The organism is Streptomyces sp. NPDC001157, assembly GCF_053598255.1.
In genome coordinates this window covers 58,230-81,319 of sequence record NZ_JBSFJW010000041.1, presented here as the reverse complement: position 1 = coordinate 81,319, position 23,090 = coordinate 58,230, and the positions used below count along the sequence as shown (strand labels likewise).

Sequence of the window (23,090 nt, the reverse complement as noted above, 5' to 3'; positions counted from 1 at the left end):
GGTTGCCACACAACGCCGCGGGGTGGAGCTGCTCGGTAGCTCGCGGGGCTCATAACCCAGAGGTCGCAGGTTCAAATCCTGTCCCCGCTACTGCAGTCGAAGGCCCGGATCCTCAAGGATCCGGGCCTTCGTGATGTGCGAACGCATGTGCCGATCAGGGGGATCGTCATGCCCCCTCCGGGAGTTGGGGGAACTGTGTTTGACTTGTCTCTCTGTGGGCATGTCGACAAAACGCTGAAGTGACCTCACTGGCTGCGGTATACCAGGTGTACCCAGGTTGCAGGTGGTGCGACGATGGACGTTATGGGGGACAAGGCAACTCTGTTCGAGACAGGGCGATTTGTGCAGCCTTCCGAACCGGGCGAAGCCGGGGAGGTGGCTGAGGAGGCCGTCGAGGAAGTTCGTCAGCGGCTCGCCGCCGAGGCCGGCGACGTCGAGGCGATGAGTGTCCTCGGGGCCATGCTGCTGCGCCGTGGTGATCTCGACGGAGCCGAGCCCCATCTGCGTGCCGCCACCGCCGCGGGGGACCGTGCCGCCGCCAACAACCTGGGGGTCCTTCTCCATCAGCGCGGATATGCCGACGACGCCGCCGGCTGGTGGCGGATCGCCGCCGTCGCCGGCTCCGCGGCGGCCGCACATGCGCTGGGGCGCCACCACCGCGAGCGCGGGGACGAGCCCGCCGCCGAGTACTGGCTGCGGCAGTCCGCCGAACAGGGACACGCCCTTGGCGCCTACGCCCTCGCCGATCTGCTGGAGCACCGAGGGGACGCCGGAGCCGAGGACTGGATGCGGGCTGCGGCCGAGCAGGGCCACCGGGAGGCGGCGTACCGCCTGGCGCGCGCGCTCGACCGCAAGGCCGCCCACCAGGGCGAGGACGGGGCTGACAACGGTGTCGAGCTGCTGTCCCAGGCCGAGCAGTTCTACCGGCAGGCCGCCGCGCGCGGACACCGGCGGGCCGCGCTGCACCTCGGCGCGATCCTGGAGAAGCGCGGTGAGCTCAAGGAGGCCGGGCGCTGGTACCTGACCTCCGCCAAGGACGGCGAGGCGCGGGCCGCCTGCGCGCTCGGGTTCCTGCTGCGGGACGCCGGCGACACCGAGAGCGCCGCCGTGTGGTGGCTCAGGGCCGCGCAGGACGGCGACGGCAACGCTGCCAACGCGCTCGGTGCCCTCCACGCCGAGCGCGGGGAGACGCAGACCGCCGAGCGCTGGTACAGGGCCGCGATGGACGCCGGCGACGACAACGGCGCCTACAACCTCGGGCTGCTCTGCGCCGAGCAGGGGCGGACGGCACAGGCCGAGCAGTGGTACCGCCGGGCCGCGTACGCCGGACACCGCGAGGCGGCGAACGCCCTGGCGATCCTGCTGCTGCAGGGCGGCGACACGACCGGCGCCGAGCCGTGGTTCTCCAAGGCCGCGGAGGCCGGGAGCGTGGACGCTGCCTTCAATCTGGGGATCCTGCATGCCGGGCGGGCCGAGGACGGCGTCGCGCTGCTCTGGTACGAGCGTGCCGCGGCCGCCGGGCACACCGAGGCGGCGCTGCAGGTCGGCATGGCGCGGCTGCGGGACGGGGACGAGCGGGCCGCGGAGCGGCATCTGCGCTGCGCGGCAGGAGGCGGCAGCGCGGAGGCCGCGTACCGCCTGGCGACCGTGCTGGACGCCCGGCGGCCGCCCGCGCCCGCGCATGAGCTCGGGGAGTCCGTGCACGAGAAGACCGAGTGCGAGGAGTGGTACGAGCGCGCGGCCTCCCAGGGGCACCGGCGGGCGCAGGTGCGGGTCGGGATGATGGCCGCGGCCCGCGGTGACGTGGTGGAGGCGGCGCGGTGGTACCGCGCGGCCGCCGAGGCCGGGTCCCGCAACGGCGCCTTCAACCTCGGCCTGCTGCTGGCCCGCGAGGGGAGCGAGCCTGAGGCCGCCGTGTGGTGGACACGGGCCGCCGACGCGGGGCACGGGCGGGCGGCGCTGCGGCTGGCCCTGGTCTACGCGCGTCGGGGGGAGCTCGCGGAGGGGCAGCGGTGGGCGGACAGGGCGGTGTCCCTGGGGCCGGCGGAGGTGTCGGAGCGGGCGGCTCGGCTGCGGGACGCTCTGCTGGAGGAGCTGTCGGCGTAGTGGCCCGCGGTGGGCCGGTCCGCCCTGGGGGCTGCGTCCCCGTCCGCCTTGGGGGCTGCGTCCCCGGGCCCCCTTCGGCCTGGACGGCCTCGTCCTCAAACGCCGGACGGGCTGAAAATTCTGACCTGCGCCGGGCTCGTCGTAAGTGATTTGCTTCTGGTCGAGGGCTTCACGTAATGTTGCGTTCATCGACGCGGGGTGGAGCAGCTCGGTAGCTCGCTGGGCTCATAACCCAGAGGTCGCAGGTTCAAATCCTGTCCCCGCTACTGAAGGCCGAGGGCCGGAGTCCAGTGAATGGATTCCGGCCCTCGGTGTTTCCGCTCCAGGTGTTTCCTGCTCCTGGTGTTCCCGGCAGGTTGTTACGCCGCCGCGCAGTTCGGGCAGATGCCGCGGTACGTGACCTCGACGTCCGAGACCGTGAAGCCGAAGCGCTCCGTGTCGGGGAGGTCGGCGAGCGGGTTGCCGCTCGGGTGGACGTCGCGGATCGCGCCGCACTGGGCGCAGACCAGGTGGTGGTGCGGCCGGTGCGCGTTCGGGTCGTACCGCTTGGCGCGCTTGTCGGTGGAGACCTCGAGCACCTCGCCGAGGGAGACCAGCTCGCCCAGCGTGTTGTAGACCGTCGCGCGGGAGATCTCGGGCAGCTTGGCGACGGCCCGGGAGTGGACCTCGTCGGCGGTCAGATGCACATGCTCGCCGTCGAGAACCTCGGCCACGACGCGCCGCTGCGCGGTCATCCGCCATCCGCGTCCGCGCAGCCGTTCCAGAAGGTCGCTCATGAAATCCAGCCTAACAGCAGGGGGACCATTTTCCGAACAGGTGTGAGTTTGGATCGCTGCTCGAATTGGACTTGGTCTAATCTGGTTCCCGGTCCCTGCGTGATCAGGCGGGCACGTGCTGCCGTGCCGGTGCCCAGCAGCGGATGATGTCGCGGACCGAGACGATGCCGGTCGGCTCGCCCCGGTCGAGGACGATGAGATGGCGGAAACCGCCGTGGGCCATGGCGCGGGCAGCCTCCTCCAGGGTCCAGGACGGGGCGGCGAAGACGACGTCGTTGGTGGTGTGGTCCTGGGCTCGCTCGATGTCGGGGCTCTGGCCGAGGCCGACGGAGTTGAGAATGTCGCGTTCGGTGAGGATGCCGATACCGCCGGCGTCGGGGTCGAGGACCAGGGCCGCACCGACCCTGCGGGCGGACATCAGGGCGGCGGCCTGGCGGAGGGTGTGGGCGGGGCCGATGGTCAGAACCACCGTGCTCATGGCGTCGCGGACGAGCATGGACGGAGCCACCTCCTAGGGAATCCGGCGCTAGTTCCAGGATTCACAAGTTCACAAGTGGGGGGACTCTCAGAGTCGCAGGTAAAGCGGGGGTCAACAAGAGGGCGCGTGCGGCCAATTGAGGGCGCACGCGCTCATCTGTGCCTTTGTGGGTGCTCCCCAGTAGCGCTCGTATTGATCTGGCCGTCCAGTGGGGTGCGGGCGTGTGCCGCGCCCTGCTGGACAGCTGTGTCGCTGCGGTCATCAATGGCAGACGGCCCGGCTTCGAAATGCCGACTTGCTGCGAAATTCAAACACGCGCTCTAATTTGGGTGTGGCGAACCAGAGGGCCGACTACCTCACCAGCAACCAGGAGCACATCCTCCGTTGCATCCGTGAGTCGATCGCCGAGCGAGCGTCGATCAGCTCGCATACGGTGGCCAACTGCTCCCCCACGTACTGGCCGTGCGACTCGGCCGCTTCCTTGGCGAGGGACTCGACGCCGCTCTTCCATGCCTGGTGTGCGTTCCTGATGTCGCAGGCGAGTTCCTCGGCGATCTCCTTGAAGGTCATCCGGTGGCGGGTGCGCAGGATGACGGACTCGTGGTCGCGCACGAGTCCGAGATCGTTGTGTGGCTGTCGCCTCGGCACCCGTCACCTCCTTGACTGGGAAGGTACGGATTTCGGGCGTCGTCGGATCTTGGGGGCTGTAATCCGCGGGGACGACGACGCCCCGCCGACGCTGGTCGACGGGGCGTCTGGCCTGTGCGAGGGTCAGCAGGCGTCGTACTTCCAGTCGCCGCCCTCCAGCGTCCACGGCTGCTTCTCCTGATCGAACTTCGGCAGGCCCTTCACCTTGTACGAGACGCGGCCCATGTCCCCCGACACGGTGGCGCGTATGTCCGTCGCCGGGTGGTCGGGCCCGTAGTCCTTCGCGGCCTGCTCAACGGTCGCGTTGAACACGGCCGGGTCCGCCTTGGCCTTGCAGCGCTTCGACAGGAAGACGTACGCGGCCTCCCCGCTGCCCCCGAAGTACAGGTCGGTGTACGTCTCAGCGACGCGCGCCAGGTCCTCCTCGCCGTCGGCCGGCTCGGGGGTGTTGGTCGGTACTTCGACGGTGGGGGAGGTGCTCGGGGTCGGGTCGGCGCTGTCGTCGCTGCTGGACGAGCAGGCGGTGAGCGCGGCGAGCAGGAGCGCGGTGGTGGTGAGCGAGATGGTGGCGCGGGTGCGCATGTGTCCCCCATGGACGTGCGGTCTGAGGGGGCATGGTGACACAGGCGAGCATGGGTGAGGCCTGCGCCCCCTGGGGATTTGGGCGCGGGCCTCGTCTCAGGGCGGGGCTTTGCGTTCGTATTGATCGGCCCCATCGTTGGGGTGCGGCTGTGCCTGGCACCCCGCCAGGGAGCTGCATGATCGGGGTTCTCATTTGAGGCGCGGAGACCTCGCGGCCACCGAGAGGTTGCACGGCCCTGAACCCAGGAACCGCCACCCGTCCCCGACCCTCAACAGCCATCGGGCGGTTCCGAACCAGTAAGAAGGGCGGCGCCCTATGCGGGGGTGCCGCCCTCTCCTGCATGCTCTGGGGACAGTGTCAAGGCCAAGCGACTGACCAGCCAAAATAGCGTTTGCTGGCGTTGGTTGCGAGAGGGCGTTGTGCCCTCCTGGCACCGCCGGGGCCCTTCACGCGCCGTTCCGCAGAGGCTCCCGTCCTTGTCCCAGGGTGGGGGCTTCCAATACGCGTGCCGAGCACTCGCCGTTCCCGTTGTGCGGGGCTAAAACCCCAGGTGGAGTGCGCCGTACGAGCGTGGCACGAGCTTCGCTACCCTTCGCTACCCCACGCCGTACCTACTCGCCACCCATGCAACGCGCTGACCTGCGCAAATGTGGGAACCTCTGAAAAATTCGCTATGAGCCGCCATGCTCCGCACCACTTTTGCGCCACCCCATTGACCTGCGGAAACGCTGTGAGAGCTTGGAAACCGAAGGCAGAGCATCTGTAATATCGAGACGACGCCAAGGCAGCCGCCCCCGTCGATCTGGTGGCAGCGCCACCTGTGCCGTTGGCGGTTCAGAACTCCCGCGCGATCCACGAGTTCCTGGCTCCGGCACCACCCGGAGCCAGGACTCGCGCGCGGGGCATTGTGAGCCCGGCCGACTACTACCCGGCCGGGCTCACGTATGCCCGCCCATTTCGGCCGGAGCGCTTCGGTCCATCACTGGCTCAGTGGATGAACCGCTCAGCGCACCCCGCGATGGCAGTGACAGCACCGAGAATGACAACCGCCAACTCGACCCAGTCCTTCTTCGGGCGTCGGCGGGGTTCCCTCGGTTTGCGTCGCACCATCGATTCGGCTCCTGTCTGTCATTGCTCCCCGGCGGGTCGAGTCACCGACCCGGCAGGACCCTGCCCAGGGCGGGCCAGGGCGTCTTGGCTGACAGAAGCCGACTGCTGGCAACCTACCGAACGCGCAGATGGCGGGGGACTGTTCGCCACGGTTCGCCAGGGTGCGCCACATGGTGTGCCAACAAATAGTTTGGGTTAGTTAGGGTTGCGGATCTGTGCAATCAGTACGCGTCAACGCCTCTGCAGTCGAGCGCTCGACACCTGAAGAAGGCCGCCGCGAAGAAGACGGTGTGTGGGCCGCGCAGTGCCTAGTCCAGCATCCCCAGGGCGGTATCGGGTTGGCACTGCGGGCAGGCCTTGACCCCGTCGGCGAGCGCCCGCCGGGCCTGATCCCGGCTGATACTGCGGCTGCGTTTGCCCGCGTTCCAGCAGTCCCCGGCGTGCACGTACACGGGTGCGGCGTGCCGGTTGAGCCCGAGTTCGATCAGCCACTCCGGCGCAGGCGGGCGGGCTTGGAGGCCGCGCTGCCGCTCGCCCTCACGGCGCTCTTCGTCGGCGATCCAGCGGCGGGTACGGGCGAGGTCCCGTTCCTGCACGCGCTCCAGGAAGCGGAGCAGCGCGAGTCGCGACCGGACTGGATCGTTCATGTGTTCGATTTTATGATCACGGTGGCAATCTGCAATCCCCAAGGTGGACCAGGACAACGAGAGATACCGACCGGAGCAGGCAAAACCCGGGCGGTTCTCAAGAGAGCCAGGCGTTGCTGCCCGCGCTACCTCGTGTCTGAGTCGCTCGTGCGCGCCTCCGGCGGCTTGGGCTTTATCGCGAGGTGCCTGGTAGTGCGCCTGCGCGGCGGGGGCTCGATGAAATCACATGACGGCCGAGAGGCGGTGAGCTACTGTCAGACTGTGCGTGCATTGTCTGATCAGCTCTCAGAAGTTGAACCCCTGGCCGGAGACTCAATCAGGTTTGGTGTTAGGCGCCAAGTCTATTTGCGCTGCCCCCATTGCGAAATAAATACGTCAATGCAAGTAACTGCCCGCCAGGAGCTTCAATCTCTGACTCGAAAATTCACAAACGGTGCAAATCAGAAACTCACGCTATTCACTATCAAGCTGACCTGTGACCATTGCTCAGTTAACTGCCTATTCCTGTGGACCGCAATAAATCCGGCAAAGGGGGGTTCGAGCGCACGTTACGATAGTGATGAACTTGTACAAGTGTATCCGGTGCCAAAAAAGGGGCCGCGCCAGATATCTTCGGACGCGCCGTTATCGGTGCGTGAGATATTTAGTGAGGCGGCCCTCGCTGAGGCGGCAGGGGCTTACCGGCTGGCAGGTGTCGGATATCGGGCAGTCGTGGAGCAGATAACTAAAGAGCGGGGTGCTATCGGAAGCAATCTGTATAACCGGATCACCTCTTTGGCTGCACAAGGTGTCTCGCAGAATATCGTGGACGCTTTCCATGAGGCAAGAGTGGTCGGAAATGATGCAGTTCACGATGGATTGGCGTATTCTGCAGAGGAGATCGCGGACATCGCCGAGTTGATTGATGAGGCCGTGTTCGTTCTTTACGTCCAACCGGCGCAGCGGGCGCGTATGGCGGCAGCACGCGCTGCCAGGCGCCAGGCAGCCCAAGCTTCCCCATAAGACATTTACTGTGTTGTACGCGCTTGTTCGGAGGTGCGCGTCGCCGTTTGGCGAAAGGTGACAGTCCTGTTGCACGCAAGGGAGAGGAGTCAGGACTCTCCCACGGCCTGCAATACTTGTTGCTGTGCGGAGCGTACAGCGTTGGTGTCGCTCGTTTCCTTTCGGCGCAGAACGAATATACCGGCCAACGTGACCAAGCTTGGTCCAGCCAGTAGTGCCGCCAACCCTGCTTCGCCGTGGGTGCCGACGATGATGGCCCCGGTCAACATTTCAGCTGCCAGTATGAAACCAGCTATCAGCCCGAGTAGGAAGAGCAGATGGGTGCGGCTGGCATCAGCTTGGCGCGCTTCTAGGTGCATTCGCTCTATCTGTATCTCGCGAGCGACTCTTTCCTTTTCCATTGCCAATTCATGTTCCCGGCGTAGCTGCGGCTCGACGGCCTTCAATGCGGTCTTCAAGTGTTCTCCTGGCAACTCGGCCCACTGCATTGCGATTTCAAGACAGCTTGGCGCGTTCGATCCCCAAGCGCCCCCCGACACAGCTGGCTGGCCCTTTGGTTGATCTTCATGTGTCATCGCTGGTACCCCCGCCGTGGTGCGTCGGCTGCAATCCCTCAGACGCTCCCTCAGGGGGAGGCCCAAGTCGTCGGAAGAGGTAATCGAAAGTCTCGCCGAGTTGTCGTACGGCGTCCCCGGTGTTCTCGTCTCCGCTGATCCCAAGCAAATCTGGCGCTGGCTTCTCTGACTCTGCCTCGTCTTCCAGGATCGTTAGAAACCCAGCTTCGAGGGACGTGGGAAGCTCATTCAGAGCGATGCTGCGCCCGTGCAAGAAGCGCATAGGACCGCCCGGCTTCCGCATAGGCAAGTACATTCGCTACGACCCTGCTGACGTGCGCGCATACGTCACGGGCCGCAAAGAAGCCGAGCGCGACGCCGCCAAAGCCGTTCGCGTCAAAACCGACCGCCACGGGAAGAGCCTGCGCTACCGCGCCCGCTACATCGGGCCGGACGGCACCGAGAAGTCGAAGAGCTTCCCCGACGGACAGAAGCGCCTTGCTGAGAAGTGGCTGTCCCAGGTCGAGGCGGACATGTCGCGCGGCCAGTACATCGACCCGCGTGCCGGCCGCCTCACAGTGCGGCAGCATGCCGAACGGTGGTTGGCCTCGCTCACGATGGATCCCGGCACGTTCGTGAGCACGGAGCAGCGCGTCCGACTTCACATCGTGCCGCACCTGGGTGCCCGCTCGCTGGACTCCCTGAGGCCGATCCACATCCGCGAGTGGCTGCGGAAGCTCGAAGACGGGGGAGTGGCGGTCGCCTATCAGCGAGTCATCTTCGCGAACCTCAACGCGATGTTGGGGGCAGCTGTCGATGACCGCCTGATCTCGCACAACCCGTGCCGCACGGCATCCGTGAAAGCGCCCAAGCTGGAACCTCGCAGGATCGTCCCGTGGTCGCGTGAACGCGTGCTGGCGGTGCGCTCGGCACTGCCGGAGCGGTATCGGGCGACGGTGGACGTGGCCGGCGGCTGCGGCATGCGGCAGGGCGAGGTGCTGGGATTGGCGGTTGACGACGTCGACTTCGTCGAGGGCGTCATTCACGTCGTCCGGCAGGTCAAGCTCATCGCCGGACGGAAGGTATTCGCCCTGCCCAAGGGCGGCAAGACCCGGACCGTCCCGCTGCCCGAGAGCGTCGCTCGGGCGCTTGAGGCGCACATGGCGCAGCACCCGCCCACGCCTGTGACGCTGCCCTGGCGGTCGGTCGACGGCTCACCCGTCACGGCATCCGTGTTCTTCCCCAATGCCGAGGGACGCGCGGTGAACCGCGTCGCCTTCAACACCAAGGCGTGGCGGCCCGCTCTCGACAAGGCAGGTGTCCCGCGCGGTCGGGAGAACGGCATGCACGCGCTGAGGCACTTCTACGCGTCCGTTCTGCTGGACGCGGGGGAGAGCGTCAAGGCCCTGTCGGAGTACCTGGGACACCACGATCCCGGCTTCACGCTGCGGACGTACACGCACCTGATGCCGAGCAGTGAGAAGCGGACGCGGGAGGCGGTGAACCGGGCCTTCGAGGGCGGCCCGGACGCCGATGACGGCCCCACCACGGCCCAGGAGGCTTGACCCACGGGGAAAACCGCAGGCCAAGCCGCAAGTGCGGTCAGTAGCGCTCGTTGAGATAACCCAGCAACTCGTCGTGCAGCAGGCCGTTCGAGGCGGCCGCGTTGCCGCTGTGCGGGCCCGGGCGGCCGTCCAGGCCGGTGAAGGTGCCGCCGGCCTCGGTGACGATGATCGTGTTGGCGGCCATGTCCCACAGAGAGAGCTCCGGCTCGGCGCAGATGTCGACCGCGCCCTCGGCGACCAGCATGTAGGGCCAGAAGTCGCCGTACGCGCGCGTGCGCCACACCTCGCGGGTCAGGTCGAGGAAGCCGCCCAGCCGGCCCTGGTCCTCCCAGCCGGTCAGGGAGGAGTACGCGAAGGAGGCGTCCGACAGCTTCGCCACACGGGAGACCTGCAGACGGGAGGCCGAGGAGAGGCTGCGGCCGGTGAAGGCGCCATGGCTCTTCGCGGCCCACCAGCGGCGGCCCAGCGCGGGCGCGGAGACGACGCCGACCACGGGCTCGAAGCCGGTCTCGCCCGCCTCCATCAGCGAGATCAGGGTGGCCCACACCGGGACACCGCGTACGTAGTTCTTGGTGCCGTCGATCGGGTCGACCACCCAGCGGCGCGGGCCCGTGCCCTCCAGGCCGTACTCCTCGCCGAGGACCGCGTCGCGGGGGCGGGCGCGCTGGAGCTGGCCGCGGATGAGCTCCTCCGCCGCCTTGTCCGCTTCACTCACCGGGGTCATGTCCGGTTTCGTCTCGACCTTGAGGTCGAGCGCCTTGAAGCGGGACATCGTTGCCGCGTCGGCGGCGTCCGCGAGGACGTGGGCGAAACGGAGATCGTCGAGGTAGTCCGGCATGGAACGAACGCTATCCGGCGAGGTCGCGATGGGGCCACCAGGCCATGCTCACGGTTTGGCGGCACATTGCACCGCCTGGGCGCAGGCACACGGCGCCCGGAGGGCGCCCCCGCGTGCGCTCGCGAACCCTTGACAGTGCCCTTGTGCGCGTCAAATCTGGGCGCAGAGCCGCTCGCCCCAGGGAGGCGATGATGCCTGCAGCGCGGGAATCCCTACTGGACGCCGCGTACACGGCGCTGGCGCGCCGACCATGGTCCGCCGTACGGATGGTGGACGTAGCCTCGGCCGCCGGAGTGTCCCGGCAGACCCTCTACAACGAGTTCGGCAGCAAGGAGGGGCTGGCCAGGGCGCTGGTGAGAAGGGAGGCGGACGGTTACCTCGCCGGAGTCGAACGCGCGCTCGCCACGCACAGCGACGCCCGCGACCGGCTCACCGCGACCGCCGAATGGACCGCGTCGACGGCGCGCGAGAACGCACTCGTACGGGCCATGCTGACCGGCTGCTGGAGTGAACGGCTGCCCTCGCCGACGCTGTCCGCAGTGCCGTCCTCCTCGGCGGTGCCGGCGCAGCGGCGGGCGGACGGCCCGCTGCCGTCGCCCGGCGACTTCGTGGCGATGGTCCGGGACAGAGCGGTCGCGGTGCTGTCCGGACCCGGTGTGCACATGGCGGACACCGCCGAGCTGGCCCGGTCCTGCGAGCTGGTGGTGCGGCTCGCGCTGTCGTGCGTGGCCGCACCGCCGGGGGAGGGCGGGGTCAAGGACCTGGTGCGGACCGCCCTGCCCCGGCAACTGGCCTGAGCGGCCGCCGCACGCTCCGCCTACTTCAGCCAGCCCACCTTCGTGTAGTCGACGCGGTCCTCCAGTCCGCTCGCACCGTAGTTCGCCAGCTTCGAGCGGACGGCGAGGATCTGGGGACGCTGGTAGAGCGGGACGGAGTGGCCGAGTTCCCAGATCTTGGCGTCGGCCTGGTTGTAGAGCTTGTTGGCCGCGGTCTGGTCCGTCGTCTCGCTCGCCTTCGTCAGGAGGGCGTCGATCTCCGGGGAGCTGACCGAGCCGTAGTTCTCGTAGAGGTTCTTGCCGGAGGTCTGCCGGTAGATCGGGTACGCCTCCGAGCGGAACACCTGGTCGACCCAACGGAAGCTGGTCAGCTCGAAGTTGCCGATGGTGACGTACTTCGAGAAGTAGTCGTTGGCCGGCACCTTGGTGATGTCCAGCTTGATGCCCGCCTGCGCCAGCTGTGCCTGCACCAGCTCCGCCTGGTCCACCTGCGCCGAGGTCGAGCCCGAGCTGAGCGTGTAGCGGAGGGTGAGCTGCTTGCCGCCCTTGACCCGCTGGTCGCCCCGGAGCTTGTAGCCCGCCGCGTCCAGCAACTCGCCCGCCTTCTTCAGGTCGTACGTGCCGTACGTCCCGGAGTTGTCCTGGTAGCCCGCCTGGTTGGGCATGAAGAAGTGGCTGCCGTACGTCTGGAGCTTGACCGGGAGGTCCTTGCCGAAGGCGGTCGCGATGGCCTTGCGGTCGATGGCGTGCTGGAGGGCCTGGCGGACCCGGACGTCCTTGAGGGGGCCGCGCGCGCCGTTGAACTCGATGTGCACCTCGTCCCAGCGGGCGCCGACGCGGATGTCGGTGCCGGCGGCCTTCGCGAGCCGCTTGTAGTCCTCGGGGAGGAGCGCGGAGGCGTAGTCGATCTCCTTGTTGAGGTAGGCGTCCGTCCAGGCCGCGTAGTCGAGGGCGCGGAAGGTGATCGAGTCCAACTTGGGCTTCGTACCCCACCAATCGGGGTCCGGTACCGCGGTGATCGTCTGGGCCGTCTTGTCGTACTTGGAGATCTTGAAGGCCGATCCCGTGATCGGGATCTTCTCCAGCCAGCCCTTGTTGAACTTGTCCGGCGTGTCGATCGCGGCGGCCGGCAGCAGCGGGTCGAACAGCCGCTTCCAGTCGGCGTACGGCTTGCTGAAGGTGACCTTGACCTGGTGTGCGTCGGCGCCCTGCTCGACCTTGGAGATCTGGTCGTAGCCGGAGGTGTTGGCGGCCTCGTACGCCTTGTCCGTGCCGTTCTGCGCCTTCCAGACGGCCTCGAAGTCGCGCCAGCCGAGGGACTTGCCGTCGGACCACTTCGCCTTGGGGTTCAGCTTGTATACGACCGTCTGCGGACTGGTCGAGGTCACCTCGGCGGAGACGAGGAAGTCCGGGTCCGGGTGGACCTCGCCCTTGGCGTCCGCGCTGAACAGGTTGGGTTCGACCAGCTCGTTGATCTCCGCTGCGTCGCCCTGGTTGCCGTTGGCGGTGTACCGGTTGAAGTCCGCGATGTACTGCGAGATCGGCAGCTTGAGGGTGCCGCCCTGCTTGATGTCGCTCAGCGGGTGGGCGTTGATGTCCTGGGTGCCGGCCGCGGCCGCGTTCCTCTGGGCCACGGGTTTGCCGTCGTCGGAGGAGCCGCAACCGGTCACCAGCAACACGGTGGCCGCGGTGGCGGCGACCCAGGCTGCGGCGGAGGTCTGGCGCATGTCGGTGTCCTTCGTGGAGGGAGGTGGGTGCGCCGAACGTAGAACGGCATGCGAGCGCCGGGGAGGGGTCTCCGGGTGCTGTCATGTTCTCTTCATAATGCGGCAACAAGAGGACTGGACCATTTCCTCTGTGCCTGCCTACCTGGCCAAACGCCTCGGCTACTACGCCGTGTTGCTGGTGGCCGCCGTCTGCCTCTCCTATCTGCTGGCCTCGCTCGCGCTGGACCCGCGCGAGTACTACGCGGCCCGGCAGCCGCCCGTGTCCGCATCCGCGGTGAACCACCACCTCACCGCGATCGGCGTCAACGACCACGAGCCGCTGCTCAGCCGCTTCCTGGGCTGGTGCGGGCGGGCGGTGCGCGGAGACCTGGGGCGGACGATCGACGGGCGGTCCGTCGACGCCGAGTTCGGGCGGCGGCTCGGGGTGAGCCTCAGGCTGCTGCTCGCCGGGACCGTCCTCGGGACGGTCGCCGGCGTGCTCGCGGGCGCCTGGACGGCCGTACGGCAGTACCGCTTCAGTGACCGGGCGGTGACGATCGCCTCCTTCGCGCTGCTGTCGACTCCCGTGTTCCTGCTGGCGATTCTGCTCAAGACGGGCGCGATCTGGTTCAACCAGACCACCGGGACGGATCTCATCCAGTTCACGGGGGAGAAGAGCCCGGGCGTGGACAGCGGCTTCTGGGCGATCCTGAAGGACCGCTCGGTGCATCTCCTGTTGCCCACGCTCTCCGTCGCGCTCTTCGCCGTCGCGAGCTACAGCCGCTACCAGCGCAACACCATGCTGGACGTGCTGGGTTCGGACTATCTGCGGACCGCGCGGGCCAAGGGGCTGGGGCGGCGGACGGTGCTGCTGAAGCACGGGTTGCGTACCGCGCTCATCCCGATGTCGACCTACTTCTCCTACGGATTCCTCGCCCTGTTCACCGGCGCCACCTTCACGGAGACGATCTTCGGCTGGCACGGCATGGGCGAGTGGTTCGTGGACTCGATCTGGAAGAACGATGTGAACTCGGTTGTCGCTGTGAACGTGTTCGCCGCCGTCACCGTGCTGTTGTCCGGTTTTCTGGCGGACGTCCTGCACGCCGCGCTCGACCCGCGCATCCGGCAGGCGTCATGACGGCCACCCTCGTCGAAGCGCCCCCGGAGGCCACCCCGCCGGCCGGCCGCGCCACCGTCGTCCTGCGCCGCTTCCTCCGTAACCGCAGCGCCCTCGTCGGAGCCGTCGTCCTCGTGCTCCTCTTCCTCCTCGCCTTCCTCGGCCCGTTCGTCACCCCGTGGTCGTACAGCCACATCGACTACACCGCCCTGCGGGCCGCGCCCGGCGCCGACCACTGGTGGGGCACCAACCGGATCGGGCAGGACGTGTTCGCGCAGACGGTGCGCGGGCTGCAGAAGTCGCTGATCATCGGGTTGCTGGTGGCCGTCGTGTCGACCGGGCTCGCCTCGCTGGTCGGCGCCTGCGCCGGGTACTTCGGCGGCTGGGCGGACCGGGCCCTGATGTTCCTCACCGACCTGCTGCTGGTCTTCCCGTCCTTCCTGATCATCGCGATCGTCTCGCCGAGATTCCAGAACAGCGGCTGGTTCGCCCTGGTGGCGCTGCTCGGCCTGTTCGCCTGGATGGTGACGGCGCGGGTCGTGCGCTCGATGACCCTCTCCCTGAAGGAACGGGAGTTCGTGAAAGCGGCCCGCTACACGGGAGTCGGCCCCTTCCGCATCATCTGGCGGCACATCCTCCCCAACGTCGCCTCCTTCCTGATCATCGACGCCACCATCCAGGTCGGCGCCGCCGTGATGAGCGAGACCGCACTGTCCTACTTCGGCTTCGGCGTGCAGCCGCCCGACGTGTCGCTCGGCACGCTGATGGCCTCCGGGACCGGGGCAGCGGTGACGTACCCCTGGATGTTCTTCTTCGCGGCCGGGCTGCTGGTCGTGTTCGTGCTGGCGGTGAACCTGGTCGGGGACGGGCTGCGCGATGCCCTCGATCCGACCTCGAAGGGGGCCTCGCGGTGAGCCCGTTGCTGGAAGTGACCGGTCTGGACGTCGACTTCGACGGCCGGGCGGCCGTACGCGGGGTCGACCTCACGCTCCAGCGGGGTGAAGTGCTGGGTCTCGTCGGCGAGTCGGGGTCCGGGAAGTCGGCGACGGTGCTGGCCGTGCTGGGTCTGCTGCCGGGGAACGCGGCCGTACGCGGCTCGGTTCGGCTCGACGGGCAGGAGCTGGTCGGCGCCGGGGAACGGGAGCTGACCCGGATCCGCGGCAACCGTGTCTCGATGATCTTCCAGGACCCGCTGTCCGCGTTCACACCGGTGTACCGGATCGGGGACCAGATCGCCGAAGCCGTACGGGCCCATCAGGACGTGACCCGCGAAGCGGCCCTGTCACGCGCCGTCGAGCTCCTGGACCTCGTCGGCATCCCCGAACCCGCCCTGCGCGCACGGGCGTTCCCGCACGAGTTCTCCGGCGGCATGCGCCAGCGCGCGATGATCGCCATGGCGATGGCCAACGAACCGGACGTGATCCTCGCCGACGAACCGACCACCGCCCTCGACGTCACCATCCAGGCCCAGGTCCTGGACGTCCTGCGCACCGCCCAGCGCGAGACGGGCGCCGCGGTCCTGCTCGTCAGCCACGACCTCGGGGTGATCGCCGGGATGGCCGACCGGGTGGCCGTGATGTACGAGGGGCAACTCGTCGAGTCGGGTACGGCGGTGGAGGTCTTCGGGCGCCCGCAGGACCCGTACACGCGCCGGCTCCTGGCCGCGGTCCCGCGCCTGGACGATCCGCGCGAGCCTCAACCCCCGGTCGGTGAGCCGGTGTTGGAGGTCCGCGGCCTCACCCGCACCTTCCCCCTGCTCAAGGGCACCGTCTTCAAGCGCCGCGTCGGCACGGTGTACGCCGTCGACGGCGTCGACCTCGACGTGCGGCGCGGCGAGACGCTGGCCCTGGTGGGGGAGTCGGGGTCCGGGAAGTCGACGACGCTCTTCGAACTGCTCGAACTGGCCAGGCCCGAGGGCGGGTCGGTGGAGTTGTTCGGGCAGCGGCTCGGCGAGCTCACCAAAGAGCAGGTCAAAGCCCTGCGCCGACGGATCCAGATCGTCTTCCAGGATCCGATGGCCTCCCTGGACCCCCGGATGCCCGTCGGTGACATCGTCGCTGAGCCGCTGCGCACACACGGCGCGGACCGCGCCGTCATCGCCCGCCGCGTCCCCGAACTCCTCACCCGGGTCGGTCTCGACCCGGCACACGCGGACCGCTTCCCACACGAGTTCTCGGGCGGCCAGCGCCAGCGGATCGGCATCGCCCGCGCGCTGTCCGTCGAGCCGGAACTGCTCGTCCTCGACGAACCGGTCTCGGCGCTGGACGTCTCCGTCCAGGCCGGGGTGCTGGAGCTGCTGCAACGCCTGAAGGAGGACCTCGGGCTCGCCTATCTCTTCGTCTCCCACGACCTGTCCGTCGTCCGCAACATCGCCGACCGCGTCAGCGTCGTCTACCTCGGTCGCACCGTCGAGGCGGGTCCCGTCGACGAGGTCTTCGAGCGCCCCCGGCACCCCTACACACAGGCCCTGCTCTCCGCCGTACCCCTTCCCGACCCGGAGCGGGAGCGGGAACGGCAGCGGACCCGCATTCTGCTCGCGGGGGACCCACCGAGCCCGACCCGCCGCTACGACGGCTGCCGCTTCCGCGCGCGCTGCCCGCTGTACGCGTCACTCGCCGAGGAGGAGCGGGGGCGGTGCGCCCATGACGTGCCGGAGTTCGAGGGGGACGGGGTGGCCTGCCACTTCCCGCGGGTGCGGGAGGTCGTGTAGGGGCCTCCAGTGGACGTCTAGTGCGCCGAACCCGACAGCTGCAGGCCGATCACGCCCACGATGACCAGGCTGATCGAGACGAGCTTCAGCGTCGAGACAAGGTCGCCGAGGAAGACCATGCCGTAGATCGCGGTGCCCGCCGCGCCGATGCCCGTCCACACCGCGTAGGCGGGGCCGACATCCAGCTTCCTCAGGGACAGGGTGAGCAGGCCGAAGCTGCCCAGGGCGAAGACGCAGAACGCGATCGTCGGCCACAGGCGGGTGAAACCGTGGGAGAGCTTGAGGCACACGGCGAAGCCCGTTTCGAGCAACCCGGCCACCACCACCAGCAGCCACGCCATGTGCTGTCCTCCCGTAGGTCCGGTGTCCGGCTGGGTGCGATTATGCACTTACCGGACTCGCCACCCCACAAACAACGCGGAGGTCAGTCGCCCTCCTTGCGCTCCCGCGTGGACAGCAGGCGGCGCAGCGAATACAGGCGGGCCGGGTCCGCGTGGCCCTCGGCCACCCACTCGTCCAGCGCGCAGTCCGGCTCGTCGTGACTGCACGCGCGCGGGCAGCCCTCCGTGCCCGGTTCCAGGTCGGGGAAGGCGTGGATGACCCGGGACGGGTCGATGTGGGCGAGACCGAAGGACCGCACGCCCGGCGTGTCGATCACCCAGCCGTCGTCGCCGCTGAGCGGGAGCGCCAGCGCCGAGGTGGTGGTGTGGCGGCCGCGGCCGGTCACCGCGTTCACATGGCCGGTCAGCCGCCGCCGGTCCTCCGGCACCAGCGCGTTGACCAGGGTCGTCTTGCCGACGCCCGAGTGGCCGACGAACGCCGTGATCCTGCCGTCGAGTTGCTCGCGCACGCGGTCCGCCGCGTCGCCGTTCTCCAGCTCCTCGCGGCTGGTGACGACATGGGGGATGTCCAGGTGGCCGTAGAGCTCGAGGAGTTTGTCGGGCGGGGCGAGGTCCGACTTGGTCATGACCAGGAGGGGTTCCAGGCCGCCGTCGTACGCGGCGACCAGGCAGCGGTCGATGAGGCGCGGCCGTGGTTCCGGGTCGGCCAGGGCGGTGACGATGGCGAGCTGGTCGGCGTTGGCGACGACCACGCGCTCGTACGGGTCGTCGTCATCGGCGGTGCGGCGCAGGACCGAGGTGCGCTCCTCGATGCGGACGATGCGCGCGAGGGTGTCCTTCTTGCCGGACAGGTCGCCGACGAGGGCCACCCGGTCGCCGACGATCGCCGCCTTGCGGCCGAGTTCGCGGGCCTTCATCGCCAGCACGATCCGGTCGTCGACCAGGCAGGTCAGCCGGCCGCGGTCGACGGTGAGGACCATGCCCTCGGCGGCGTCCTCGTGCGCGGGGCGGATGTGTGTACGGGGTCGGGTGCCCTTGCGGTTCGGGCGGCTGCGGATGTCGTCCTCGTCGGTGTGCTTGCCGTAGCGGCGCATGGCGGAAGTCCCTACGCCCCGAGCATCCCGGCCCACATGTCGGGGAAGTCCGGGAGGGTCTTCGCCGTCGTCGCCACGTTCTCGATCTGCACGCCCTCGACCGCGAGGCCGATGATCGCGCCGGCCGTCGCCATGCGGTGGTCCTCGTACGTGTGGAAGATCCCGCCGTGCAGTGTGCGCGGGCGGATGTGCAGGCCGTCGGCGGTCTCGGTGACGTCACCGCCGAGCTCGTTGATCTCCTTGGTGAGCGCGGCCAGCCGGTCCGTCTCGTGCAGCCGCAGATGGGCCACACCGCGGAGGGTGGAGGGGGAGTCCGCGAGGGCCGCGACCGCGGCGATGCCCGGGGTCAGCTCGCCGACCTCGCTCAGATCCACGTCGATACCGTGGATCGCACCCGAACCGGTGAACTCCAGCCCGTACTCGGTCAGTTCGCAGGAACCGCCCATGTCGGTGAAGATCTCCCGCAGCTTGTCGCCGGGCTGCGTGGTGCGGGACGGCCAGTCGGGGATCACGACCTTGCCGCCGGTCACCAGGGCGGCCGCCAGGAACGGCTGCGCGTTGGACAGGTCCGGCTCGATGGTCAGGTCCCGGCCGAGCAGCGCGCCCGGCGTCACCCGCCACACGTTGGCCTCGCCGCCCGACTCCGGGGTGTCCACCTGCGCGCCGACCGCGCGCAGCATGTCGACGGTCATCCGGATGTGCGGGAGGGAGGGCAGGGAGCTGCCGATGTGACGCACCTCGACACCCTGGTTGAAGCGCGGTCCTGAGAGGAGCAGGGCGCTCACGAACTGGGAGGAAGACGAGGCGTCGATCTCGACCGGGCCGCCGTCCAGGGCGCCCCCGCCGTGCACCGTCAGCGGCAGCGCGCCGCGGCCGTCGTCGTCGATCCGGGCGCCGAGCACACGCAGGGCGTCGATCACGCCGTTCAGGGGGCGCTCGTACGACCTCGGGTCGCCGTCGAAGCGGATGGGGCCGTCGGCGAGCGCGGCCACCGGGGGCAGGAAGCGCATCACGGTGCCGGCGTTGCCGACGTCGACCGTGGCCGGGCCGTGCAGGCCGGTGGGGAGCACCCGCCAGGTCTCGCCGGTGCCGTCGGGGCCCACGCCCTCCTCGATGCCGACGCCCATCGCGCGGAGCGCTGCCGCCATGAGCAGGGTGTCGCGCGAGCGCAGGGGGCGGCGCAGCCAGCCGGGTTCGCTCGCCAGTGCCGCCAGGACGAGGGCGCGGTTGGTGACGGATTTGGACCCCGGCACGTGGACCGTCGCGTCGACGGCTCCGCTCGCGAGGGGGGCGGGCCAGAGGGCGGTTTGTGCGGCGGGGTTTTGGGCCATGGGTTCACTTTATAAGCAGGGGGTTGTGCAGGCCGTCGTACATGTGCGGCGCCGCGGGGGCTGGTCGCGCAGTTCCCCGCGCCCCTGTGATGCGCCCCTTCGGGGCTGCATCACATCTCCAGCAGCCAGCGCCCCCCGCCTATCAGCGAGCACAGGCTCACCGCGTGGAACAGGAACAGCCAGAGCCCTGCCGGTACGTGCGTCAGGCGTGAGAGTTGGTCCGCATCCGAGTCGCCCGCACCCCCGCGGCTCCGCTTCGCCTGGAGTTCGAACGCCGGGCGTACCCCGCCCACCAGCAGGAACCACACCACCGCGTACGCGAAAGCCGCCTGCACCTGCGGTCCCGCCAGCCAGGACACCAGGAGGAACGTGCCGCCGGTCAGGACCACCGTCAGGGCGCCGTACGCGTTGCGGATCATCACCAGCATGGCGACCAGCAGGGCCGTTGCCAGCCACAGCAGCAGGGTGATGTGGCCGACGGCGAGCAGGGCCGCGCCGCCCAGGCCGAGGAGCGGGGGAGCGGTGTAGCCGGCGGCCGCGGTGAGGATCATGCCGAGGCCGTGCGGCTTGCCGCGGCTGACGGTGAGGCCACTGGTGTCGGAGTGCAGTCGTATGCCTGTCAGCCGGCGGCCGGTGAGCAGGGCGATCAGGCCGTGGCCGCCCTCGTGGGCGATGGTGATGGCGTTGCGCGAGATGCGCCAGACGTTGTGGGGGACGACCACGGCGAGAGCAGCGACCAGGGTCGCGATCACCACCCACAGGTCGGGGTCCGGCTGGCTGCCGGAGACCTGGTCCCAGAGGGAGGCCAACGAGTCGGATGCGTGGGTGTGCATGTTCGGCTGTGGCTCCCTGGAGTCGTGTCGAATCTGGCAGTGTGGCACGTATGTGCGGACGGTATGCAGCTAGTCGTGGACCCGAGGATCTCGCAGGAATCTTTGAGATCGAGAAGTGGGAACCCGAGGAGACCCTCGCGCCCGACTACAACGTGGCCCCGACCAAAGAGGTGTACGCCGTCCTGGACCGCCCTCTTAAGGACGTCGAGGACCCGCGGCCGGTTCGGCAGCTGCGCAAGCTGAAGTGGGGGCTGGTGCCGTCCTGGTCGAAGACCCCGGAGGGCGGCGCCCGCATGATCAACGCCCGTGCCGAGACCGTCCACGAGAAGCCCTCGTACCGCAGGGCCTTCACCTCCCGCCGGTGCATCATCCCCGCCGACGGCTACTACGAGTGGGTCACCGGCAAGGGCGAGCGGGACCTGGAGGTCGAGGGGAAGAAGAAGCGGCCCCGCAAGCAGCCGTACTTCGTGCTGCCCGCCGACGGGTCGGTCTTCGCCATGGCCGGGCTGTACGAGTTCTGGCGGGACAAGACCCTGCCGGACGACCACCCGCAGGCCTGGTGGGTGACCTGCTCCGTGATCACCACCGAGGCGGAGACGACACCGCTCGCCGTCGCCCCGGCCGAGGGTCCGCATGCGCTCGCCGACATCCACCCCCGGATGCCTCTGATGCTCACCCCGGACCGCTGGGACGCCTGGCTCGACCCGGCCCGCACCGACCCCGACGGCCTGCGGTCGCTGCTGGAGCCGCCGCCCGCCGGGCTGATGCGCGCCTACCCCGTGTCCACCGCGGTCAGCAACGTCCGCAACAACGGACCGGAGCTCCTGAAGGAACTGGAAGGCCCCGAAGAGGGCACACTTTTCTGATGTGACAGATCTGACAGAAGTGACACAGAACGTCGAGACCGATGCCGGTCCGGCCCGCATCACATGGCGCCACGCCGGGCAGCCTCGGCTCGTCCTCGCCGTCAGCCACGGCGCCGGCGGCGGCATCGAGGCACGGGACCTCCAGGCCCTCGCCGAGGTCCTGCCGGGACACGGAGTGACCGTCGCCCTCGTCGAGCAGCCCTGGCGGGTGGCCGGCAAGAAGCTGGCGCCCGCCCCGAAGACGCTCGACCTCGGGTGGCGCGGAATCTGGCCAACACTCGCCGAGTCCGGACTGCCGGTGATCTCGGGCGGACGGAGCGCCGGGGCCCGGGTCGTCTGTCGCACGGCCGTCGAGCTCGGCGCCCACGCCGTCCTCGCCCTCAGCTTCCCGCTGCATCCGCCGGGCAGGCCCGAGAAGTCCCGCGCCGGGGAGCTGCTCGGGTCCGGGGTGCCCACCCTCGTCGTACAGGGCGGGAACGACCCCTTCGGAAAGCCCGAGGAGTTCCCGGAGGGGGCGTACGAGCTGGTCGAGGTCCCGTACGGCGATCACGGGTTCGCCGTGCCCAAGCGGGCGGAGATCACGCAGGAGCAGGCGCTGGAGATCATCACGGACGGCGTCAGGCGGTGGACCGCGTCACTCGGGTGACAGCCGGGAATGCCGCACGGGCGGCCACTGTTGAGGCGGACAGAAGTGCTGGAGAGCAGCACCGATCGTCGTGGGAGAGGAAGTCCGCCGCATGGGTTCGACCGTATGCCCGAGCCGCAGCAGCCGCACTGACCTGGACTGGACGGTGCTGACTGCGGCCAAGACCACCCCTATTCGAGGGGCGGCGGGGACGGGTCGTCGTCTATCCTCCGATTCTGGCGACACCGGTTTCGGTGCTGCCCGGAATCTTGAGGAGGTGGGTCCGGTCACCGGTACCGACGCAGGGACCGACAACGGCCAGGCGGAGCTGCCCGAGGGCCAGGGCATCAGCGCGGAGTCGACCTCGGAGCGCAGCGCGCGCTTCGAGCGGGACGCGCTCGAATTCCTCGACCAGATGTACTCGGCCGCGCTGCGTATGACGCGCAACCCTGCCGACGCCGAGGACCTGGTGCAGGAGACGTACGCGAAGGCGTACGCGTCCTTCCACCAGTTCCGCGAGGGCACCAACCTCAAGGCGTGGCTGTACCGGATCCTCACCAACACCTTCATCAACTCGTACCGCAAGAAGCAGCGTGAACCCCAGCGCTCCGCGGCCGAGGAGATCGAGGACTGGCAGCTCGCCCGCGCCGAGTCGCACATGTCGACCGGTCTGCGCTCCGCGGAGTCGCAGGCGCTCGACCACCTGCCCGACTCGGACGTGAAGGAAGCACTCCAGGCGATCCCCGAGGAATTCCGCATCGCCGTCTACCTCGCCGATGTCGAGGGCTTTGCGTACAAGGAGATCGCGGACATCATGGGGACACCCATCGGTACGGTGATGTCCCGGCTGCACCGGGGCCGCCGTCAGCTGCGCGGCATGCTCGAGGACTACGCGCGCGAGCGCGGACTGGTCCCGGCCGGCGCCGGAGAGTCGGACGAAGCGAAAGGCTCGGGCTCATGAGCTGCGGAGAGCCGCACGAGACGGACTGCAGTGAGGTCCTCGACCATCTCTACGAGTTCCTCGACAGTGAGATGCCGGACGTCGACCGCGACAAGTTCAAGCAGCACTTCACGGAGTGCTCGCCGTGCCTGGAGAAGTACGGCCTTGAGCAGGCCGTGAAGAAGCTGGTCAAGCGGTGCTGCGGCCATGACGACGTACCGACCGACCTGCGTGCGAAGGTGCTCGGGCGGCTCGACCTGATCCGCTCCGGGCAGGCCGTCCCCGACCACGACATCACCGCGACTCCGCAGGAGTCCTGAACTCCCCCGGGCCTTCGTCCGGAATGCCGGGAACGGGCTGTCGTCACTCGAACGTGCTAATCCGCGGTTCATAAGCCCGCGGACTCCCCCCGGCCCGCCCTAGTCTCCTCAGCCGGAGCAGGAT

The 23,090-nt window shown here is 68.8% G+C and carries 23 protein-coding genes and 2 tRNA genes; 13 read left to right on the top strand and 12 right to left on the bottom strand.

The window, feature by feature from the left end; translation table 11 throughout:
- Window positions 1–16: 16 nt before the first annotated feature.
- The 3 genes from ACWDAG_RS41115 (at window position 17) to ACWDAG_RS41105 (ending at window position 2,372) form a co-directional block, all read left to right on the top strand.
- A tRNA-Met gene (locus ACWDAG_RS41115) sits at window positions 17–90 on the top strand.
- Between the two features lie 204 nt (window positions 91–294).
- Window positions 295–2,106: a tetratricopeptide repeat protein gene (locus ACWDAG_RS41110; RefSeq protein ID WP_450700672.1), complete on the top strand. Its 1,812-nt coding sequence runs from the start codon at window positions 295–297 to the stop codon at window positions 2,104–2,106.
- A 192-nt stretch (window positions 2,107–2,298) separates the two neighbouring features.
- Window positions 2,299–2,372, top strand: a tRNA-Met gene (locus tag ACWDAG_RS41105).
- 93 nt (window positions 2,373–2,465) lie between these two features.
- Here ACWDAG_RS41105 and ACWDAG_RS41100 read toward each other — a convergent pair.
- The 5 genes from ACWDAG_RS41100 to ACWDAG_RS41080 all read right to left on the bottom strand — a co-directional run bounded on the left by ACWDAG_RS41100 (window position 2,466) and on the right by ACWDAG_RS41080 (window position 6,348).
- Window positions 2,466–2,882, bottom strand: coding sequence for a Fur family transcriptional regulator (locus ACWDAG_RS41100; protein ID WP_115906041.1), 417 nt, complete (start codon window positions 2,880–2,882; stop codon window positions 2,466–2,468).
- 103 nt (window positions 2,883–2,985) lie between these two features.
- A complete protein-coding gene (locus ACWDAG_RS41095) occupies window positions 2,986–3,378 on the bottom strand; it encodes a CBS domain-containing protein (RefSeq protein WP_450700671.1) in 393 nt (130 codons plus the stop codon).
- A gap of 333 nt (window positions 3,379–3,711) precedes the next feature.
- Window positions 3,712–4,008, bottom strand: coding sequence for a hypothetical protein (locus tag ACWDAG_RS41090; protein WP_450700670.1), 297 nt, complete (start codon window positions 4,006–4,008; stop codon window positions 3,712–3,714).
- Between the two features lie 123 nt (window positions 4,009–4,131).
- On the bottom strand, window positions 4,132–4,590 hold the full coding sequence (locus tag ACWDAG_RS41085) for a hypothetical protein (RefSeq protein WP_450700669.1): 459 nt from the start codon (window positions 4,588–4,590) through the stop codon (window positions 4,132–4,134).
- A gap of 1,419 nt (window positions 4,591–6,009) precedes the next feature.
- Window positions 6,010–6,348, bottom strand: a complete 339-nt coding sequence (locus ACWDAG_RS41080; protein WP_450700668.1) for a DUF6233 domain-containing protein — start codon at window positions 6,346–6,348, stop codon at window positions 6,010–6,012.
- A 261-nt stretch (window positions 6,349–6,609) separates the two neighbouring features.
- Here ACWDAG_RS41080 and ACWDAG_RS41075 point away from each other — a divergent pair, with 261 nt between their 5' ends.
- Window positions 6,610–7,350 (top strand): DUF4145 domain-containing protein, encoded by a 741-nt coding sequence (locus ACWDAG_RS41075; RefSeq protein WP_450700667.1) that lies wholly within the window; start codon window positions 6,610–6,612, stop codon window positions 7,348–7,350.
- Window positions 7,351–7,439: 89 nt separating this feature from the next.
- Here ACWDAG_RS41075 and ACWDAG_RS41070 read toward each other — a convergent pair whose 3' ends face one another.
- Window positions 7,440–7,808: a hypothetical protein gene (locus tag ACWDAG_RS41070; RefSeq protein ID WP_450700666.1), complete on the bottom strand. Its 369-nt coding sequence runs from the start codon at window positions 7,806–7,808 to the stop codon at window positions 7,440–7,442.
- Between the two features lie 431 nt (window positions 7,809–8,239).
- Here ACWDAG_RS41070 and ACWDAG_RS41065 point away from each other — a divergent pair, with 431 nt between their 5' ends.
- Window positions 8,240–9,469, top strand: coding sequence for a tyrosine-type recombinase/integrase (locus tag ACWDAG_RS41065; protein WP_450700665.1), 1,230 nt, complete (start codon window positions 8,240–8,242; stop codon window positions 9,467–9,469).
- 37 nt (window positions 9,470–9,506) lie between these two features.
- On the opposite strand, the gene hisN is transcribed toward ACWDAG_RS41065, so the two are convergent.
- Window positions 9,507–10,307: a histidinol-phosphatase gene (hisN, locus tag ACWDAG_RS41060; RefSeq protein ID WP_450700664.1), complete on the bottom strand. Its 801-nt coding sequence runs from the start codon at window positions 10,305–10,307 to the stop codon at window positions 9,507–9,509.
- Window positions 10,308–10,495: 188 nt separating this feature from the next.
- Between hisN and ACWDAG_RS41055 the strand changes: the two genes are divergently transcribed.
- Entirely contained in the window at window positions 10,496–11,104 is a 609-nt protein-coding gene (locus ACWDAG_RS41055) for a TetR/AcrR family transcriptional regulator (protein ID WP_450700663.1), read from the top strand.
- 20 nt (window positions 11,105–11,124) lie between these two features.
- Here ACWDAG_RS41055 and ACWDAG_RS41050 read toward each other — a convergent pair whose 3' ends face one another.
- Entirely contained in the window at window positions 11,125–12,810 is a 1,686-nt protein-coding gene (locus ACWDAG_RS41050; RefSeq protein ID WP_450700662.1) for an ABC transporter family substrate-binding protein, read from the bottom strand.
- A gap of 130 nt (window positions 12,811–12,940) precedes the next feature.
- Here ACWDAG_RS41050 and ACWDAG_RS41045 point away from each other — a divergent pair, with 130 nt between their 5' ends.
- From ACWDAG_RS41045 to ACWDAG_RS41035, 3 genes are read left to right on the top strand one after another with little or no spacing between them, the layout of a single operon-like run.
- Window positions 12,941–13,927, top strand: coding sequence for an ABC transporter permease (locus tag ACWDAG_RS41045; protein WP_450700661.1), 987 nt, complete (start codon window positions 12,941–12,943; stop codon window positions 13,925–13,927).
- Complete coding sequence (locus ACWDAG_RS41040) at window positions 13,924–14,820, top strand: ABC transporter permease (protein WP_450700660.1); 897 nt, start codon at window positions 13,924–13,926, stop codon at window positions 14,818–14,820. Before ACWDAG_RS41045 ends, ACWDAG_RS41040 begins: the two co-directional genes overlap by 4 nt.
- The gene (locus tag ACWDAG_RS41035) at window positions 14,817–16,616 is read left to right on the top strand and encodes a dipeptide ABC transporter ATP-binding protein (protein ID WP_450700659.1); all 1,800 of its coding nucleotides are present in this window, start codon (window positions 14,817–14,819) and stop codon (window positions 16,614–16,616) included. Before ACWDAG_RS41040 ends, ACWDAG_RS41035 begins: the two co-directional genes overlap by 4 nt.
- 17 nt (window positions 16,617–16,633) lie before the next feature.
- Here ACWDAG_RS41035 and ACWDAG_RS41030 read toward each other — a convergent pair whose 3' ends face one another.
- The 4 genes from ACWDAG_RS41030 to ACWDAG_RS41015 form a co-directional block, all read right to left on the bottom strand.
- The gene (locus tag ACWDAG_RS41030; RefSeq protein ID WP_390693461.1) at window positions 16,634–16,957 is read right to left on the bottom strand and encodes a DMT family transporter; all 324 of its coding nucleotides are present in this window, start codon (window positions 16,955–16,957) and stop codon (window positions 16,634–16,636) included.
- An 83-nt stretch (window positions 16,958–17,040) separates the two neighbouring features.
- Window positions 17,041–18,051 carry a ribosome small subunit-dependent GTPase A gene (rsgA, locus tag ACWDAG_RS41025; protein WP_450700658.1) on the bottom strand — a complete coding sequence of 337 codons (1,011 nt, stop codon included), beginning with the start codon at window positions 18,049–18,051 and terminating at the stop codon, window positions 17,041–17,043.
- Between the two features lie 11 nt (window positions 18,052–18,062).
- Entirely contained in the window at window positions 18,063–19,382 is a 1,320-nt protein-coding gene (gene aroA, locus ACWDAG_RS41020) for a 3-phosphoshikimate 1-carboxyvinyltransferase (protein WP_450700657.1), read from the bottom strand.
- 110 nt (window positions 19,383–19,492) lie between these two features.
- The gene (locus ACWDAG_RS41015) at window positions 19,493–20,215 is read right to left on the bottom strand and encodes a M50 family metallopeptidase (RefSeq protein WP_450700656.1); all 723 of its coding nucleotides are present in this window, start codon (window positions 20,213–20,215) and stop codon (window positions 19,493–19,495) included.
- A 50-nt stretch (window positions 20,216–20,265) separates the two neighbouring features.
- Here ACWDAG_RS41015 and ACWDAG_RS41010 point away from each other — a divergent pair, with 50 nt between their 5' ends.
- The 4 genes from ACWDAG_RS41010 (at window position 20,266) to rsrA (ending at window position 22,966) form a co-directional block, all read left to right on the top strand.
- Window positions 20,266–21,081: an SOS response-associated peptidase gene (locus ACWDAG_RS41010; RefSeq protein WP_450700655.1), complete on the top strand. Its 816-nt coding sequence runs from the start codon at window positions 20,266–20,268 to the stop codon at window positions 21,079–21,081.
- Between the two features lie 19 nt (window positions 21,082–21,100).
- A complete protein-coding gene (locus ACWDAG_RS41005; RefSeq protein ID WP_450700675.1) occupies window positions 21,101–21,727 on the top strand; it encodes an alpha/beta hydrolase family protein in 627 nt (208 codons plus the stop codon).
- 256 nt (window positions 21,728–21,983) lie between these two features.
- Entirely contained in the window at window positions 21,984–22,667 is a 684-nt protein-coding gene (gene sigR, locus ACWDAG_RS41000; protein ID WP_450700654.1) for an RNA polymerase sigma factor SigR, read from the top strand.
- A complete protein-coding gene (gene rsrA, locus ACWDAG_RS40995; protein WP_450700653.1) occupies window positions 22,664–22,966 on the top strand; it encodes a mycothiol system anti-sigma-R factor in 303 nt (100 codons plus the stop codon). The genes sigR and rsrA overlap by 4 nt, the downstream gene beginning before the upstream one ends.
- The last annotated feature ends 124 nt before the right edge of the window (window positions 22,967–23,090 follow it).